The sequence below is a fragment of the Streptomyces boluensis genome (assembly GCF_009908195.1).
Lineage (GTDB): Bacteria > Actinomycetota > Actinomycetes > Streptomycetales > Streptomycetaceae > Streptomyces > Streptomyces boluensis.
In genome coordinates, this window is the sequence record NZ_JAAAHS010000024.1 from 1 (window position 1) to 12,680 (window position 12,680).

General features: G+C 72.1%; 16 protein-coding genes and 1 riboswitch. Of the genes, 9 read left to right on the forward strand and 7 right to left on the reverse strand.

What is annotated here, in order from left to right:
- Positions 1 to 59 precede the first annotated feature (59 nt).
- Complete coding sequence (locus GUY60_RS05675; protein ID WP_161694419.1) at positions 60 to 551, forward strand: HPP family protein; 492 nt, start codon at positions 60 to 62, stop codon at positions 549 to 551.
- Between the two features lie 105 nt (positions 552 to 656).
- Here GUY60_RS05675 and metE read toward each other — a convergent pair whose 3' ends face one another.
- Both metE and GUY60_RS05685 read right to left on the reverse strand, forming a co-directional pair.
- Positions 657 to 2,975 carry a 5-methyltetrahydropteroyltriglutamate--homocysteine S-methyltransferase gene (metE, locus tag GUY60_RS05680; protein WP_161694487.1) on the reverse strand — a complete coding sequence of 773 codons (2,319 nt, stop codon included), beginning with the start codon at positions 2,973 to 2,975 and terminating at the stop codon, positions 657 to 659.
- Positions 2,976 to 3,152: 177 nt separating this feature from the next.
- A riboswitch (cobalamin riboswitch) is annotated at positions 3,153 to 3,367 on the reverse strand.
- 113 nt (positions 3,368 to 3,480) lie between these two features.
- Positions 3,481 to 4,518, reverse strand: coding sequence for an aminoglycoside phosphotransferase family protein (locus GUY60_RS05685; RefSeq protein ID WP_161694421.1), 1,038 nt, complete (start codon positions 4,516 to 4,518; stop codon positions 3,481 to 3,483).
- 150 nt (positions 4,519 to 4,668) lie between these two features.
- Between GUY60_RS05685 and GUY60_RS05690 the strand changes: the two genes are divergently transcribed.
- Complete coding sequence (locus tag GUY60_RS05690) at positions 4,669 to 5,163, forward strand: peptidylprolyl isomerase (protein ID WP_161694423.1); 495 nt, start codon at positions 4,669 to 4,671, stop codon at positions 5,161 to 5,163.
- A gap of 58 nt (positions 5,164 to 5,221) precedes the next feature.
- Here the strand turns inward: GUY60_RS05690 and GUY60_RS05695 are convergent, their stop codons facing one another.
- Complete coding sequence (locus tag GUY60_RS05695) at positions 5,222 to 5,767, reverse strand: molybdopterin-dependent oxidoreductase (RefSeq protein ID WP_161694425.1); 546 nt, start codon at positions 5,765 to 5,767, stop codon at positions 5,222 to 5,224.
- Between the two features lie 225 nt (positions 5,768 to 5,992).
- Here GUY60_RS05695 and GUY60_RS05700 point away from each other — a divergent pair, with 225 nt between their 5' ends.
- A complete protein-coding gene (locus tag GUY60_RS05700; protein ID WP_161694427.1) occupies positions 5,993 to 6,346 on the forward strand; it encodes a PRC-barrel domain-containing protein in 354 nt (117 codons plus the stop codon).
- 15 nt (positions 6,347 to 6,361) lie between these two features.
- Positions 6,362 to 7,264 carry a universal stress protein gene (locus tag GUY60_RS05705; RefSeq protein ID WP_161694429.1) on the forward strand — a complete coding sequence of 301 codons (903 nt, stop codon included), beginning with the start codon at positions 6,362 to 6,364 and terminating at the stop codon, positions 7,262 to 7,264.
- Between the two features lie 23 nt (positions 7,265 to 7,287).
- On the opposite strand, the gene GUY60_RS05710 is transcribed toward GUY60_RS05705, so the two are convergent.
- A complete protein-coding gene (locus tag GUY60_RS05710) occupies positions 7,288 to 7,920 on the reverse strand; it encodes a TetR/AcrR family transcriptional regulator (protein ID WP_161694431.1) in 633 nt (210 codons plus the stop codon).
- Between the two features lie 91 nt (positions 7,921 to 8,011).
- Between GUY60_RS05710 and GUY60_RS38480 the strand changes: the two genes are divergently transcribed.
- Complete coding sequence (locus tag GUY60_RS38480) at positions 8,012 to 8,767, forward strand: 2-oxoglutarate/malate transporter (RefSeq protein WP_223178666.1); 756 nt, start codon at positions 8,012 to 8,014, stop codon at positions 8,765 to 8,767.
- Positions 8,768 to 8,954: 187 nt separating this feature from the next.
- Here the strand turns inward: GUY60_RS38480 and GUY60_RS05720 are convergent, their stop codons facing one another.
- Entirely contained in the window at positions 8,955 to 9,689 is a 735-nt protein-coding gene (locus tag GUY60_RS05720; RefSeq protein ID WP_223178667.1) for a DUF998 domain-containing protein, read from the reverse strand.
- 182 nt (positions 9,690 to 9,871) lie between these two features.
- On the opposite strand from GUY60_RS05720, the gene GUY60_RS05725 reads away from it, so the two are divergent.
- Positions 9,872 to 10,075, forward strand: coding sequence for a helix-turn-helix domain-containing protein (locus GUY60_RS05725; protein ID WP_161694433.1), 204 nt, complete (start codon positions 9,872 to 9,874; stop codon positions 10,073 to 10,075).
- A 7-nt stretch (positions 10,076 to 10,082) separates the two neighbouring features.
- Positions 10,083 to 10,571 carry a Clp protease N-terminal domain-containing protein gene (locus GUY60_RS39665; RefSeq protein WP_161694435.1) on the forward strand — a complete coding sequence of 163 codons (489 nt, stop codon included), beginning with the start codon at positions 10,083 to 10,085 and terminating at the stop codon, positions 10,569 to 10,571.
- 120 nt (positions 10,572 to 10,691) lie between these two features.
- Here GUY60_RS39665 and GUY60_RS05735 read toward each other — a convergent pair whose 3' ends face one another.
- Both GUY60_RS05735 and GUY60_RS05740 read right to left on the reverse strand, forming a co-directional pair.
- The gene (locus tag GUY60_RS05735) at positions 10,692 to 11,381 is read right to left on the reverse strand and encodes a permease prefix domain 1-containing protein (RefSeq protein WP_161694437.1); all 690 of its coding nucleotides are present in this window, start codon (positions 11,379 to 11,381) and stop codon (positions 10,692 to 10,694) included.
- A complete protein-coding gene (locus GUY60_RS05740; protein WP_161694439.1) occupies positions 11,378 to 11,719 on the reverse strand; it encodes a helix-turn-helix transcriptional regulator in 342 nt (113 codons plus the stop codon). Before GUY60_RS05740 ends, GUY60_RS05735 begins: the two co-directional genes overlap by 4 nt.
- 157 nt (positions 11,720 to 11,876) lie before the next feature.
- Between GUY60_RS05740 and GUY60_RS05745 the strand changes: the two genes are divergently transcribed.
- Positions 11,877 to 12,389: a hypothetical protein gene (locus tag GUY60_RS05745; protein WP_161694441.1), complete on the forward strand. Its 513-nt coding sequence runs from the start codon at positions 11,877 to 11,879 to the stop codon at positions 12,387 to 12,389.
- 5 nt (positions 12,390 to 12,394) lie between these two features.
- Positions 12,395 to 12,661, forward strand: a complete 267-nt coding sequence (locus tag GUY60_RS05750; protein WP_161694443.1) for a hypothetical protein — start codon at positions 12,395 to 12,397, stop codon at positions 12,659 to 12,661.
- The last annotated feature ends 19 nt before the right edge of the window (positions 12,662 to 12,680 follow it).

Genomic DNA, 12,680 nt, shown 5'->3' on the forward strand with positions numbered 1-12,680 from the left:
CACCTGTACCGCCCGCCCCACCCTGTACCGCCCGTCCCCGTAATTCCGGAGCAGCACGCATGACCTCGCCGCCGTCCGCCGGCACCGCCAGACCGAGCCTCTCGCACCTCCTGCGGGTCACAGCCTTCGCCATCGGCGCGCTCCTGCTGCTCGTCACGGTCGGCGTCGTCCTCCACCAGCCGCTCCTGATACCGCCGCTCGCGGCCAGCGCCGCCCTCGTGCACGGGGCGCCGGGACTGCCCCTCGCGCAGCCGCGCAACCTCGTCGGCGGCCACCTGATCTCCGCGCTGATCGGCTTCGCCACCCTGGCGGTGGCCGGCAGCAGCGCCTGGGGAGCGGCCGTGGCGGCAGGCCTGTCGCTCGGCGCCATGATGCTCACCCACCTCGCGCACGCCCCGGCCACGGCCACCGCGTTCATCGTGGTCCTGCAGTCACCGGACCCGGTGACGTTCCTGCCCCTCCTCGCCCTGGGCTCCTGCCTCCTGGTCGCCATCGGCCTGCTCCCGGGCCGGATCGCGGGGCATCCGGTGCGGTACCCGGTGGCCTGGTGAGCGTGGCCCGGTAGGAGCCGGCCTCGCGCGGTGCGGGCCGGGGCGGCATCGCTGGTGCCGCCGCCCCGACCCGCCGCTCACGTCACGACCAGGTCGTACGCGCGCTCACGCCCCCGAAAGCTCGCCCCGGACCACCCGCGCCGCGGCCACCAGGTTCTCCAGGGACGCGCGGGTCTCCGGCCAGGCGCGGGTCTTCAGGCCGCAGTCGGGGTTGACCCACAGGCGGTCGGCCGGGATGGCCTTGAGCCCCTCGCGCAGCAGCGCCGCCACCTCCTCGGTGGAGGGCACGCGCGGGGAGTGGATGTCGTACACACCGGGACCGGCCTCGCGGGGGTAGCCGTGGGCGGCCAGTTCGCGGGCGACCTGCATGTGGGAGCGGGCGGCCTCCAGGCTGATGACATCGGCGTCGAGGTCGTCGATGGCCCGCACGATGTCGCCGAACTCCGCGTAGCACATATGCGTGTGGATCTGTGTGTCCGGACGTACGCCCCCGGTGCTGAGCCGGAACGACTCGGTGGCCCAGGCGAGGTACTCCGCCCGGTCGGCGGCGCGCAGCGGCAGGGTCTCCCGCAGTGCCGGTTCGTCGACCTGGATCACCGAACTCCCGGACGCCTCAAGGTCGTTCACCTCGTCCCGCAGGGCGAGCGCGACCTGCCGTGCGGTGTCCCCGAGCGGCTGGTCGTCACGTACGAACGACCAGGCCAGCATCGTGACAGGGCCGGTCAGCATGCCCTTGACCGGCTGCCGCGTGAGGGACTGGGCGTACGAGGTCCAGCGCACCGTCATCGGTTGCGGCCGGGAGATGTCGCCCGCGAGGACCGGCGGGCGGACATAGCGGGTGCCGTAGGACTGCACCCAGCCGTGCTGCGTGGCGAGGTAGCCGGTGAGCCGCTCCGCGAAGTACTGCACCATGTCGTTGCGTTCGGGCTCTCCGTGCACGAGGACGTCGATGCCCGCCTTCTCCTGGAAGGCGAGCACCTCACGGATCTCGGTCCTGATCCGCTCGTCGTACCCGGCCGCGTCGATCCGCCCGGCGCGCAAGTCGGCGCGGGCGGCCCGGAGTTCGGCGGTCTGCGGGAACGAGCCGATGGTGGTGGTCGGCAGCAGCGGCAGGCCGAGGCGGGCCCGCTGGGCGGCGGTGCGCTCCTCGTACGGGGCCGAGCGGCGGCCGTCCGCGTCGGTGACGGCGGCGGCGCGGGCCCGTACGGCCGGGTCGTGGGTGATCGGGGAGTGCGCGCGGGAGGCCAGGTCGGCCCGGTTGGCGGCGAGTTCGGCGGTGATCGCTCCCGTGCCGCGGGCGAGGCCGCGCGCGAGGGTGACGGTCTCCGCCGTCTTCTGCCGGGCGAAGGCCAGCCAGCGCAGGATCTGCGGGTCCACGTCCCGCTCGGCCGTCGCGTCGAGCGGGACGTGAAGCAGCGAGCAGGACGCGGCCACGTCGACCCGGTCGGCGAGGCCGAGCAGGGTACCGAGCGTGGACAGTGACTTCTCGAGGTCGTTGATCCAGATGTTGCGGCCGTTGACGACGCCAGCGACCAGGCGCTTGCCGGGCAGCCCGCCGACAGCGGCGAGGTCGTCGAGGTTGCCCGCCGTGGCCCCGGTGAAGTCGAGCGCGAGCCCTTCCACGGGAGCCTTGGCGAGTACGGGCAGCGCCTCGCCGAGCCGGTCGAAGTACGAGGCGAGCAGCAGCTTCGGCCGGTCGGTGAGCGCGCCGAGATCGCGGTACGCGCGGGCGGCCGCGTTGAGTTCGGCCGGGGTGCGGTCCTGGACCAGGGCGGGTTCGTCCAGCTGGACCCACTCGGCGCCCGCCGCGCGCAGGTCGGCGATGACCTCCGCGTACACGGGGAGCAGCCGGTCCAGCAGGGTGAGCGGCTCGAAGTCGGCGGCGACGCCGGGCGCGGGCTTGGCGAGCAGCAGATACGTCACAGGTCCGACGAGCACGGGACGCCCGGCGAGCCCGAGCGCCAGGGCTTCCCTCAGCTCGGCGACCTGCTTGCCGGAGTCGGCGGTGAAGACCGTGTCCGGCCCCAACTCCGGGACCAGATAGTGGTAGTTGGTGTCGAACCACTTGGTCATCTCCTGCGGCGCCACGTCCTGCGTGCCGCGCGCCATCGCGAAGTACCCGTCGAGCCGGTCCGCGTCGACGGCCGCACGGTGCCGGTGCGGGACGGCGCCGACCATGAGACTGGTGTCCAGAACGTGGTCGTAGTACGAGAAGTCGCCGGTCGGCACCTCGTGGACACCGGCGTCGGCCAACTGCCGCCAGTTCGCCCGCCGCAGGTCCGCGGCGGTCGCCGCCAGGGACTCGGCGGTGACCCGGCCCTTCCAGTACCCCTCGACGGCCTTCTTCAGCTCACGGTGCCGGCCCTGGCGGGGGTAGCCGTACACGGTCGCTTCGGCGGCCGCTGCCGCGGTCCTCGCGGTCACGTTCTTCGCTGTCACGGAAATCTCCTTCGCGAGATGACTCCTGAGATCCCGGAGACGGGACACGGACGCGAAGGGTGACGGACCGGACGGACCGAACACGCGCCGGTCGACGCGGTTCTCCGCCTGGTGTGTACGCCGACCCGCCCACGAGGTCACCGGGATGTCCGCACGCGGTCGTTCGCGTACGGGCAACGGGCAGGTCTTCGGACTCGCGGGCACATCTGCCGGGGCAGACTCCTACTGGCCGTCGCTTCCCGGGTCCGGAGGATCCAGTGCGTATGACGGCGGTCGTTCCCACTCACCGCTGCGGGGCAGTCCCGGATTCCCACCGGGTTCCCTCTTGCGACGCGCCTGCCTGGCGGACAGGGCGAACCAGCTGCACCGCCCAGCGTAGTACGTCGGTGCCTGTGCCGGTGCGCTCGGGCCGGTCGCTCTCCTCGGCAACTCCCTTGCGGTCAGGCGCAGTAGAGGCCGAGGCGGGCGGCGCCCGTGCGTGTCCCCGCGCTCAGGGCCGCATCGCCGACCGCGCCGGTACCGGCCCGAGGGTGGGCCAGCGCTCGAGCATCCGGCGACGCAGGTCCGTACAGAGCCCGCCGATGCCCTTCAGATCGGGGCGGTCGGCGGTCAGCCCGGCGACGACGGCGAGGCGGTGGACGAGGCGCTCTCGCGCGGTCACGGTGCCCCAGGTCCAGTCCTCGTCGGGGATCCGGGCCAGGTGGTCGGTGCCGTCGCGCTGCGCCCGCTGAACCAGGGCGTCGCCGCGCACCAGCCACCCGGCGCACGCGTCGGCCAGGTCGTCGTGGAGCTCGGCGCCGGTCGCGGTGCGCCAGGCCGTGCGGTAGGCGGCCTCGGCCCGGTCGAGCAGCGGGCCCGGAGCGGCGGTGACACACCAGCAGGTCGGGAACCCGATACGCAGATAAGCGAGTTCGACGAGGCCGCTGCCCAGGGACGCCTGCTCGAAGTCGATGAATCTGACCCCGTCGGCGGTGTGCAGGTCATTGCCGGGACACGGGTCACCGTGCAACAAGGCGTGCCCCGGCGCCTGCCCGAGGCGCTGCACAAGCCCGTCAAGCTCGCCCGGCACCCCGGCCGCGACCGGAACCTCGAGCGCCGCCGCGAGCCCGAGGAAGGACGCCACGTCGTCCCCGTCCGGGCCGCGCCAGCGGGGGAGCGCCCCGGCGTCCTCCGGGCGCCCGACCGCATGCAGCCGGGCCAGCGCCGCCGCGTACCCCACGATTCCCTCGTCGGGCGGGCGGCGGTGCTCCAGGTGTTCGAGGACGAGCACCCGCGCACCCGGATCCGTGGCGAGCAGCGCGGGCACCACGGGTGTCCCGGAGCGGGCGGCGAGGCGCAGCGCGGCCACCTCGCGGTCGAACCGCCCCTGCGCGCCCGGACCGTCGACGATCTGCTTCAGCACCACCGGCGCCTCGGGCAACCGCACCCGCCACACCCGCGTACCCGGACTGCTGTCCAGGCGCGACGAGCCTGCGGGCGCGCCCAACCCGGCCCGTAACTCGTCCCCGAACGGCAGTCGCGACCTCATGAACCGCATCCTTCCACGCGGCCGGTCCGGGCCGCCGAGCCTGTGGAAAACCTCCCGCCACGCACCCCGAGAGGCCTGTTGCGACGGCCGACTGTGCTCCCAGGACGAGCCGACTGTGCTCCCGGGACGAAGGGATGTGAGGATATGGGCATGAGCAACGTGTACTTCGACATCACCATCAACAACGAGCCCGCCGGCCGGATCGTCTTCAAGCTGTACGACGACGTGGTCCCCAAGACCGCCAGGAACTTCCGCGAGCTCGCCACCGGCCAGAACGGCTACGGCTACGAGGGCTCCGGCTTCCACCGGGTCATCCCCGACTTCATGCTGCAGGGTGGCGACTTCACCCGGCACAACGGCACCGGCGGCAAGAGCATCTACGGCGAGAAGTTCAACGACGAGAACTTCCAGCTGAAGCACACCAAGCCGGGACTGCTGTCCATGGCCAACGCGGGCCCCAACTCCAACGGTTCGCAGTTCTTCATCACGACGATCGTCACCGACTGGCTGGACGGCAAGCACGTCGTCTTCGGTGAGGTCGTCGAGGGCATGGACGTGGTCAAGGCCGTCGAGGCCGAGGGCTCGCGCAGCGGCACCACCAAGTCCGAGATCAAGATCGCGAAGTCGGGCGTCGTCGAGGCCTGATCACCGACAGGTCCGCGCGGCGCGCTGACCGTCGACTCCCGAGCACCCGGTGACACCGTCACCGGGTGCTCGCGCGTGCGGGGCCCGCGTCGTCCGGGTCCAAGTAGACCGGGTCCAAGTCGTCCCGGCCCGTGCCGTCCGAGCCCATGTCGTCCGGTTCCTCGTCGTCCCGGCCGAGCCCCGCGCGCACCCTGATCCGCGTGATACCGCTGATGTACCGCGCCCCGCAGGTGTCCGTCGGCACCACCAACTGGCTGCCGGAATCGTCGAGTCGGGCCCCGTCGAGCTCGGTGGCGAGCAGCACCGGGGCGTTGCCGAAGTCCTCGTCGATCTCGGCCCAGGACAGCACCGTGCCGTGCCCGTCCCCGCCCGTGACCTCGAGCAGGAAGCGCGAACGGTCCCTACGCCGCGCCGGATCGAACCCCGGCCCCGCGGCCGCGACCACCTCGCGCAGCAGCGGCCCCCGGAACGTGTGGCGCCGGGCCCCGCTGCTCGCGCACACGAAGGTCACCTCGGCCTGGCGCGAGGCCCAGCGGTCGCGCAGATCGGCGACGCTCAGCCGGACCTGCCGGTCCACCGCGCCCACCACCACGAGTCGGCTCATCCCATCCCCTTCGGCTACGGCCGCGTACCCACCCCGGCCTCAGCGCCGGGTCCGGCCCTCTTCGAGGATGCCCGCCCGAACGGCCCTGGAACCTGGCATTTCAGAGCCTGAGGCGGACTTTTCGCGCGCAGATGCGGATGGTCGTGGTCCCGTACTGCGTTTGCGTGCGCGTGGTCGCAGCAGCAGGGTGGGAGGTGTACGGAGAGTGTCGACAGGGAGCGTGCGATGACCGAAGACATGTGGGGGTATCAGCCGGAATCCGGCTATCGGCAGGGCGTCGATCTGACCGGTTTCAAGGTGGAAGCCACCGACGGTCACATCGGCAAGGTCGATGAACACTCTGACGAGGCCGGCGCCGCGTATCTCGTCGTCGACACGGGTGTCTGGATCTTCGGGAGGCACATTCTGCTGCCGGCCAAGACCATCGAGCGCATCGACGCCGACCGGCACACGGTCCACGTGAACCGCACCAAGGCCGAGATCAAGGACGCCCCGGAGTTCCAGCGGGGCGAGGAGGCGCACCGGGAGCCCACCTACCTCGACCAGTTCGCCAAGTACTACCGCCAGCCCCATATGTGAGGGCAAGGAGAAACCATGACGGAAGCTGGTGCGGGTCGGCCCGTTCTCGTGGGCCTCGAACAGGCCGGTGAACCGGGCGCTGTCGTCGTCCGTTACGCGGCCCAGCACGCCGCGCTGCACGGCCGCCCGCTGCGGCTGCTGCACATCGAGCGAGCCGAGCGGGGCGGCCTGCCGGGTTCGGCGGCGGAGGCGCGGCAGCGGACGCAGGCCCGCGTGGACCAGGCCATGGCGACGGTCCTCGCCCCGATGACCGAGCTGGTCCAGGCGGAGTTCCCGCAGGTGCAGGTGGCGGCCGAAGCGGTCACCGGGCACGCCGCGGAGACGCTGGTGGAACGCTCGGCGGAGGCGTCCTGGCTGATCGTCGGCCACCGTGGCACCGGCGGTTTCGCGCGGCTGCCGCTGGGGTCCGTGAGCTGGCAGGCCGCCACGCACGCGCACTGCCCCGTCATCGTCATCCGCCCGCGCACCGGAGGCACCCAGGGGCATCGCGTCGTCGTCGGCGTGGACGTCCCCGACATTCCGCAGGAGGCCCTGGATCTCGCGTACGCCGAGGCGCATCTGCGGGGCGTCGGTCTGCTGATCGTGCACGGGTCGTTCCACTTCAGCCAGGTGCCGACCGGGCCGGGCATGGCGGTCCCCGACTTCGAGGTCCTCGACCAGAGCCTGCGCAAGACGCTGGAGGCGGAGATCGCCAAGCGCCGCGAGCAGTACCCGGACCTGCCCGTCGGCCTGCACCTCGAACGCATCCGCCCTGCCACGGCCCTGGCGGAGGCGTCGGAGTACGCGGGCCTGCTGGTCGTCGGCTCGCACGCCCGCAGCGGGCTACGGCGACTCATGCTCGGCTCCGTCAGCGCCGAGGCCCTGCACACCGCCGCCTGCCCGGTGGCCGTCGTACCGCCCAGCGGCAAGAAGGCCTGACCTCCGCCCGATTCATGGCCCAACTAGGTTGCCGGTGCGAGCAGTTCGCGGGCCAGCGCCTCGCCCCACCACTCCTCGACGCGCGCCGGTGACCAGCCGCGTTCTGTGGTGAGCGTGGTGTAGACGTCGACGGTGCACAGGGCTGCGTAGATGTCGACGGCGGACCGCAGGTCGAGGCCGGGCCGCAGGGTGCCGGACGGCCAGGACTCGAACACCTGGATCCGGGTCTCGTCGCCCCGTCGGCGCCCCTCCTGGTACGCCGTGGCGAGCTCGGGCTCGCTGCGGCCCGCCTCCCGGACCATCAGGATGACGTCGCCCGCGCGCTCGAAGAGGCGTCGGTCGTACGCGGCCATCGCCCGGAGCTGAGCCGCGGGGTCCGCCTCGGCCGCCTCCAGGTCGGCGAGCATTCGGGGCGCGTCGGCGGACAGGTCGGCGGAGTCGGCCACGGCACGGGTCAGGCCGGTCTTGTTGCCGTACGTCGCGTACACCGTGGGCACCGAGACGCCCGCCTCGCGGGCCACCTCGCGCACGGTCGTGTCCGCCCAGCCCCGTGAGTCGAAAAGCAGGCGGGCGGCGCGGGCGATCTCGGCCCGCGTCTCCAGCGCCTGCGCCTTGCGCCGCAGCGAGTCATAGCGCCGTCTCTGCTCCGTGCTCATGCGTGCGTCCGCTCCCTTGTCGTTCCCTCGCCGTCATCCGGCGTGCCGTGGCTCTTGTCCACTTCCACTTTACGCTCCCTATAATGAATATATGGCACACCAATTGAAGTCGGCCACGACCGGGTTCGCCCGGATCGGTGGCATCGCCGCCATAGGTTTCGCCGCGATGATCGTTCTCGGGAACGCGGTCATGGTGCCCGCCGGTCTGCCCCTCAGCGGGGCGGAGATCGACGAGGTCACCACCTTCTTCGCCACGCAGGGCACGGCTGTCGGGATCGGGTCCGCGCTCGCGCCCGCCGGCTGGATCCTGGCCACGCTGTTCGGCGCCGGTGCGCTCGCCGCGCTGTGGCGGTCCGAGCAGGGCAGGGGCGAGGCGTGGTCGCTGCTCGGGTTCGCCGGACTCGCCCTGCAGAACGTCACGTTCGCCGGGGTCGTCGCCACCCGGCTCGCCCTGACCTCCACCGCGTCCCACGACGCCTCCGCGACGACGGCGCTCTGGTCGCTGCACGACGCGGTGTTCACGCTGAACGGCACGTTCCTCGCGCTCGCCCTGCTCGGCCTCTCCGTCGGCGGTCTGCGTACCGGCATGATCCGGCCGTGGCACGGCGCCCTCGGACTGCTCAGCGCGACCCTGCAGTTCGCCTCGGCCATGCTCGCCCACTGGGTCATCGCCAGCGGCGGCGTGCTCGGACTCCTGGGCCTGGCGGGCTGGTTGATGTGGGTCGTCTGGATCGTGGCGTACGGCGTGGTCCTGATCCGGCGCGCTCCCGACACGGCACCGCGTACGCCGGCCTACGACCCCGCCGGGAGTGTGACCGAGATACGCGCCGAAGGGGCAACGAGATGACCCTGAAGCCCTGATGTGCTCGGACTCACCTGCGGCGGCGCGCGGCGGGGTCGCGTTCGGCAACGTGCCGGGCGGCAGCGTCGATGCCGCGGCGCGGGTGAGGCGAGCGGGTTGGCCAGTAGCCGCAGCAGTTGGGCGGTGCCGGACTGTCAGTGATTCCACTCGGTCGCCCCACCCTTGGCGGTGATCAGGAAGCGTTCACTGCTCCTGGCCGGCCGCCTGTCGACTGCCGTGGGGCGTCGTGGCGTAGCAGGTGAAGGGCGAGCAGGCTCAGCCAGCACCAGGCGACGGTGATGGCAATGCGCTGGAACAGCCCGCCGAGGCTCACCAGCCCCTCGGTCTGGTCGAAGCCCAGATTGGAGAGCGCGAACGCCACCGTGAAAACGATGCCGGTCGCCGCGGAGTAGATGGCCCAAGCCGGCCTGCCCCATCCGGCGAAACGCCGGGCGAAGACGAAGCAGGCCGCCGCCAGAGCCATGAAGGCGACGAACGAGACGCCGTCATGCAGGGCGGCGTGCGTGCTGGCGTAGCGGGTGAGCTTGCCGGGGGTGCCCAGCGGATATCCGCTGACCGGGTCTGTGACGAAGACCCCCGCGCCGAACAGCCCCGTCGCCCATGTCCCGACCAGCAGCGGGCCCCAGGTTGATCCCCCGAAAGGCCGGAGTGCGCGCCGCAGTCCGAGGGCGAAGGCCACCCCGAGGGCGCCTGCGGCAAGGAAGTTGACCACCTGTATCCAGCCGACGTCGCCCAGGACGAGTGAACTGACCGGATGGCGCAGAGGGTTGTAGTCGGTGCGAGTGGCGCCATCGATGCTGAAGGTGAGGACAAATAGGGGGCCGGCGATCGCACCGCAGGCAAGGAGGGGGTCGGCCCGCGCCATGCCGACCCATCGGGAGAGGGTTTGCGCCGGTTTCTGCTGCATCGATCCTCCAGAAGTGGATGGTGCTCTGAGGGCGGCGACCGCACCGAACGGGCTGGATGTGCCGGAACGGCCGAACTGCGGGCCGGCAGGCGGCTGGACGGCCGGGAGGAGCCTGCGGCGATGCCCGGTTGGCCGTCAGTCTGGATTGACAAGAACGCGCTTGTCAATCCAGACTGACGGCTATGGAATCGGGAGATCTCTCAGAGAGCCTCAGGTCGCACGATCCCGCCGTCGGACTGCGGGCGGTCGGTGCGCTGCACCGGCTGGCCGAACAGACCGAGGTGGCCGCGGTGGCACGTGCGAGGCAGCAGGGATGGTCCTGGGAGCAGATCGGGGACGCCCTGGGCGTGTCACGCCAGTCCGTCCACGCCAAGCACGGGAAGTGAGGCAACAGTGTTCGAACAGTTCACAGCGGGTGCCCGCGTGGCGGTCGACTCGGCGCACGAGGAGGCGCGGCTGCGCGGCGACCGCCGCATCGGCACCGAACACCTCCTCCTCGGCGTACTCGACGTCCCCGACTCGGTCGCGGTCCCAGCCCTCGGCGTCGACCTGGCAACCACACGCGCGGCCCTCGATGTCCTCGACCGGGCCGCGCTGGCCGCGATCGGCATCGACGTCGAGGGCGTCGAGCGGCCGCCGATCCCCGTCTCACGCAAGCGCACCCCCTTCACGTCCGGTGCGCGGTCGGTCATCAAACGCACCGTCACCGAAGCGAGGGGGGCGGGCAGTCGACGTATCGGGCCGGACCACCTGCTGCTCGCGATCCTGGCCTGCGAGCGACCGGACCCCGCAGCGGAACTGATGGCACACCTGAACGTCGACCCCGCAGCCGTACGCGCATCGGTGAAGAGGCTCTCCGGTACGGGCGGTCAGGCCGCCTGACCGAGTCCGGCAGGGGTAAGGCCCTGCTCACGCGGCGGGGTAAGCCGACGTCGAGTTCCGGGCCGTACGCCACCACTGTCCGACGCGCGGTACGGGGAAGTGCTGCTCGCCGCCGGTCTCCTACGGGGTGACGACGGGCAGGCGTGCGCACTCGCGGCAGGCGCGGGCCGAGGCGGCGACCTTGGCGTGGCAGGTGATGATCACGACGCCCGCGGCCACGCTGAGCGGCCAGTTCGCCGCGAGCAGCGAGGCGAGCGTGAGCGTCAGCGCGCTGACCGCGAGCGCGGTGGCCGCGACGGTGCCGGTCCAGGCGACCGCGAGCGGCAGCCGGTGCGGGGTGGGGAGCCTGCGGGCGAGGGCGCCCGTGGCGGCGAGCGCGGCCGCCGCCAGGAGCGCGGCCACCGCCGCGACGCCGCCCAGGTGGGCCACCAACAGCTCGACGGTGTCGGGCAGTTGACGGCCCGTCGCGCCGTCCCACGTACGTACCAGGTACCAGCACACGAGCAGCAGCGGGGCGATCAGCATGACCGTGCGTGCGGTGTGACGGGCCTGGGCGATGGTCAGTTCGCGCTGGAAACTCGGCGCGATCTCGGCCACGCTGCCGAACTCGCGCACCGCGAGCCGCGCCGCGTCATGGTCAGGATCGGGCCCCGAAGCGAGATCCCTCGCGGCGTCTACCAGGCCCTCGCGCAGCTCCGTCACCATGCGGGACTTGGCGCGCGCGGGGCCGTGCAACGCCGCGGCCAGGTCCGCGACATGGGCGTCGATGGGGTCGGCGGCGCCGACGGCCGGGCGTCCGGGGTCGCTCACGTGGCGTGCCCGGGGCCGGGCGCGGGTTCCAGGACCGAACCGATGGCGGCGGTGAACTCCCGCCATACCGACCGCTCCTCCGCCAGGCTGCGCCGGCCCGCGTCCGTGAGTTCGTAGCAGCGCCGTCGCCGTTCGCCGTCGGCCTCCCAGACGCTGCGCAGCAGGCCGAGGCGCTCCAGCTTGTTCAGGGCGGGATAGATCGTGCCCTTGCGGAGTTCCAGCACGCCGTTGCTGCGCTCCTGAACCGCGGTGATCACCGCGTACCCGTGCAGCGGGCCGGATTCGAGGACGGAGAGCAGAAGCCCGTCCAGGTGCCCGCGTACTGCGCTCGCCTTCATGGTTAGGCAGCCTACCCAAACGGGGCCCGGACGTGCTACCTATAGATCGGCAGCCAACCTATTGGCTGCAGATCCATTGGCCGTACGCGCAGTTCACAGGCCGTACGCAGATCGTTGGCCGTGCGCGGTTCGTCGGCCGTACGTAGATAGGGCTTCCATGACCAAGTTCCTGCTGTCCGTGCATGTGTTGGCGGCGATCCTGGCGATCGGACCGATCACCGTCGCGGCGTCGATGTTCCCGCGCTACGTCAGGCCCGCGGCCGCCGGTGCCGAGCTCCCCGACGAGCAGCACGCCCGGACCGCCGCGCTGCTGCACCGGGTCTGCCGCGGGTACGCCGTCCTCGGCATCGCCGTCCCGGTCTTCGGCGTCGCCACCGGGGCCCAGCTCGGCGTGCTCACCGACGTCTGGCTCCTTGCGTCGATCGTGCTCACCGCCGCAGCCGCAGCCCTGCTCGTCTTCGTGATCCTGCCGGGGCAGCAGCGGCTGCTCGGCGGGCCCACGGACAGCGGCACGGAGACGCGGACCGGCACTGGCACCGGCGCCGGCACGCTGGAGCGGACGCGGGCCGGGGCGGCGCGCCTCGCCATGGTCACCGGCATCTTCAACCTGCTGTGGGCGACCGTCACCGTGCTGATGATCGTGCGCCCCGGCTCGACCACGGGAGCCTGAGAACCGTGCGAACGCTGCGCATCGCGGCCGGGGTCGAAGCCGTCTCCCTGACCCTGCTCGTGCTCAACGTCCTCACCGTGCATACCGAGTTGGTCACCTCCCTTGGCGGCCCGGTGCACGGCACGGCCTACCTGGTCGTCATCGCCGCCACCTGGCTCGCCCCCGCCACCGCCGTATCGGGCGCCAGGCCGTGGGCGCTGCTGCCCGGCTTCGGCGGACTGCTCGTACTGCGCCGCGTGGCGGGCCGGGACGCGAGGGCCACCGCGCGATGAGCGCGCGCCGAGCCCGCCT